2 protein-coding genes are annotated in these 3541 nt (G+C 43.7%); one reads left to right on the top strand and one right to left on the bottom strand.

What is annotated here, in order from left to right:
* Positions 1–385: 385 nt before the first annotated feature.
* Positions 386–2251: a methyl-accepting chemotaxis protein gene (locus tag ACED59_RS24180; RefSeq protein ID WP_371705189.1), complete on the top strand. Its 1866-nt coding sequence runs from the start codon at positions 386–388 to the stop codon at positions 2249–2251.
* A 98-nt stretch (positions 2252–2349) separates the two neighbouring features.
* Here ACED59_RS24180 and ACED59_RS24175 read toward each other — a convergent pair whose 3' ends face one another.
* Positions 2350–3138: a lipase gene (locus ACED59_RS24175; protein WP_371705188.1), complete on the bottom strand. Its 789-nt coding sequence runs from the start codon at positions 3136–3138 to the stop codon at positions 2350–2352.
* Positions 3139–3541: the final 403 nt, after the last annotated feature.

Genomic DNA, 3541 nt, shown 5'->3' with positions numbered 1-3541 from the left:
AGCGGATTGCAAATCCGTGGACCTCGGTTCGACTCCGGGAGGCGCCTCCATCATTCAGAAAAACCAGCCCTAGTGGCTGGTTTTTTCGTTTCTGGCTTCCTATCTTTGAGTTCCCGGTTTCTTCTCTTAAACAACGGGTCTTTCCATAGTTTTATTTGTTTAACGCTTCCAAGCTAAATTAGTATCGCTCAATCTTATGTATGGCTTCTTGTTGATAAACAAGTAAATAAATCAAAGTCACACTTAAATATAATACTCAATTTGTTTCATTTTTATTTGGCATACACCAAATAAAAGAATGGGTTTCGATGATAAAGTTCCTCTTTGCATTTCTATAATTGTTCTATAAGAGGTTCTTAATATGCAATTTAGTCTAAAGAGGAAAATGGTTTTCTCTGTAGTTTTGGCGATTGCTTTTACATCCGCAATTCTTCTTTTTATGGGTTATAAGACGTTTCAAAATAACAGCTGGCAAGCCATAGAGAGCGAGAGTCGCAATACGTTACATGCACATGCAAAAGGGATCAGCGATTGGTTTTATGACAAGAAACAAGCCGTACACGGTCTACAGCAACAAGTGCAGCTTAACCCTTCCTTAGATATCGTACCTCATTTACGTCAAACCTTGGTATCTGGTGGGTTTGGATTGAGTTATTACGGTAACAAAGAAGGTGAGATGTTCCGTCATGATCCTTCACTGAATAAAGCGGGCTATGACCCAAGAGTCCGAGGTTGGTATAAACAAACCTTAGCTGAGAATCGAGCGGTGACAACAAAGCCGTATGTGAGTGTGACGATGCAAACCTTGGTGGTGACACTGACAGACCCTGTGACCGAGAATGGATCGATCATCGGTGTTGTCGCATCAAACTTGGCATTGGACAAATTGATTGAAGACGTATTAGCCATTCAGGTTCCGGGGAATGGGCGTGCGATTCTGATTGATAAGCAAGGGACGGTCGTTGCTCATCAAAATAAAGATTTCATTCTGAAACAAGTCAATGATATTGCGCCAGAGCTGAGTGTGTCTGGCTTGAACAGTGCTGCGCAAAACTTGACGACGATCTTTACTCAAGTGGATGGTGCCGAGCGAGTCATCATGGCTGAGCCGATTAAAGGCACTGACTGGTTACTTGTGATTGAAATGGATAAAGACGTACTAGAGCAGCCCCTGTTCGATATGTTGATTAGCCAAATCACCACAGGTTTGATTGTATTGATCGTTATGGCTGTAGCAACCTCATGGTTTGTGGCTCGTCAATTAGTTGAACTAGGGCGAGTGAGTGAAGCATTAGCTGATATTGCGGAAGGGGAAGGCGACCTCACACAAAGACTACAAGTGTCGAGCCAAGATGAGGTGGGTCAACTTGCCGATAAGTTTAATGTCTTCGTTGATCGGCTCCATCAAATGATGCAAAACGTCACTCAAGTTTCTACCGCGATGAACAGCGGTGCCGAGCATGCTAATACCAGTGCGATGAAGCGCAGTGATAGTGTAAGCAGGCAACAAGATGAGATCACGATGGTTGCAACGGCTGTGACAGAAATGGCGACAGCAACAGCGGAAATCGCCACGAATGCTGAGAGTACGGCAAAAAGTGCGACTCATTCGGTGGAGTTGAGCGAGCAAGGCTTCCAACAGATGGCTAAAAGCCAATCATCGATCAATGACCTCGCTACTGAGCTAACAAGCGCTGTGTCTATCATCAGTGAGCTTGAAGAGCATGGTCAGCAAATCGCGTCTATCTTAGCGACGATTCGTGAAATAGCGGAGCAAACGAACTTACTCGCGCTCAATGCGGCCATTGAAGCGGCTAGGGCAGGCGAACAAGGTCGAGGCTTTGCAGTGGTTGCTGATGAGGTTCGTGTGCTTTCTCAACGTACTCATGCTTCAACAGAAGAGATCGAAGACAAGATCAAACGCTTACAACAAGCGACCAATGGTGCGGTGAAAGTGATGACGCAAAGCCATGATATGGCGAAAACAAGCGTACACGATGTGGATATGGCCGGAGAGAGCCTAGCTCAAATCCGTGAAGCGATTCAGATGATCAGTGATATGGCGACTCAGATTGCTTCTGCCGCTGAAGAGCAGTCACTGGTTACTGCCGAAATCAATGCGAATACCGAATCTGTTCGTGAAGTGAGTGATGTGATGGCAGTTGATGCGACCGATGCGGTTTCACAAGCCGATCAGCTAAGTCATTTAGCGAGTGACTTGAAACGAGAGTTGTCACGCTTCAAGCTTTAATCTTTAATCGATATTGCAGAAAACAACATAGGTTTAGAAACTAAAGAGCACAGACAGTAATAGGCCTGTGCTCTTTCTTTAATAGCTTCAAATGAGTCTCAGTGCTTATCAAAGAAATCCTTATTGCGAATATATTTGCTCATTAAGTGGTAAGAAAAAGGTCTGATCAACCAACTTAGAACAGAGCGCCCAAGACGTATAAACGTCGGTGTGTTTTCGTAGATCCTGCCGTTATAGAGCCAAAGCACTTTCCCTACATGCCAATACAACAGAGGCACGGGCGGCATGAAGGTGACAATATCTATGTCGCAACAGATACGGTAGGTTTTCTTACTCAAACGGTAGTGCTTTCGAAAATTCCAATCACCAATCGCAGGTTGGCCAAAAGTCACGATTCGCTTAACACAGCCTGGATACTTTTGATCTAGGTAATCTGCGAACACGCAGCCAATTGCACCACCAGAAGAGTGGCCGGTTATAGAAATCCTTTTCCCTTGTTCTAACAAAGGCAAGAGTGTCGCTTCTAAGCGTTCGATAACGGTTTGCCCAAGCTTGTCTTCGTTACGACTCGGCTGGCTTTCTTGAAACATGAGATGATAGAAACCGGCATGTACACGATAGTTCAGCCCAATCTTTTTACAGCTTCTTGTCCATAGTGCAAAAGTGAGTAGCCAGTCAGAAACACTGTGTGATCCCTTGATAACCACAACCACTTCATCTTTGTCACTACTCCATAAAACTCGAATCATGGTTTTGCCAAACTGGTTCTTTATGATGCGCTGTCCATTAGGATTAAAACCGTAACGAGTCTGTTTAAAAACTCTCGGGTAGGCGAGGTTACAAAGAACCGCGTAGCGTTCATATTGGTATCGTTTTAGTGACTTCACGTTTTCATTTCGTAATTATAGTTGTGTAAAACTTTAGCCTTTGAATGTGAAAAGCACATGAAAACGAAGGAGTGTTTCTTTAATTCAATGGAATTGACAGTGTTTTGTGAGTCTGAAAATGGGAATTTGGCCTTTGAATTCCAACTCAAACTCAAAATCTACGAATAAGAACCGTACAAGCTGCACTAAATTCATTCTGTAGAGTTCGATAATTAATCACTTGAATTAAATGATAAAATTTATTGTTGACGAATTTTTTTCATCCGTTAAAGTACACCTCGTTCTCACGGCTTAGGTCGCGGAGAGATGGTGTTTTACTCTTCAGTAATCAGCATCGCATGATTGCGTTGCCCTGGTGGTGGAATTGGTAGACACAAGGGATTTAAAATCCCTCGGCGTTCGC

Source organism: Vibrio sp. FF266 (assembly GCF_041439695.1).
Lineage (GTDB): Bacteria > Pseudomonadota > Gammaproteobacteria > Enterobacterales > Vibrionaceae > Vibrio > Vibrio tasmaniensis_A.
This window is presented reverse-complemented; position numbering and strand designations above follow the sequence as displayed.

Coding starts and splice junctions, on each gene's coding strand:
- ACED59_RS24180 (WP_371705189.1), top strand. CDS start 386: ATGGTTTTCTCTGTAGTTTTGGCGATTGCTTTTACATCCGCAATTCTT.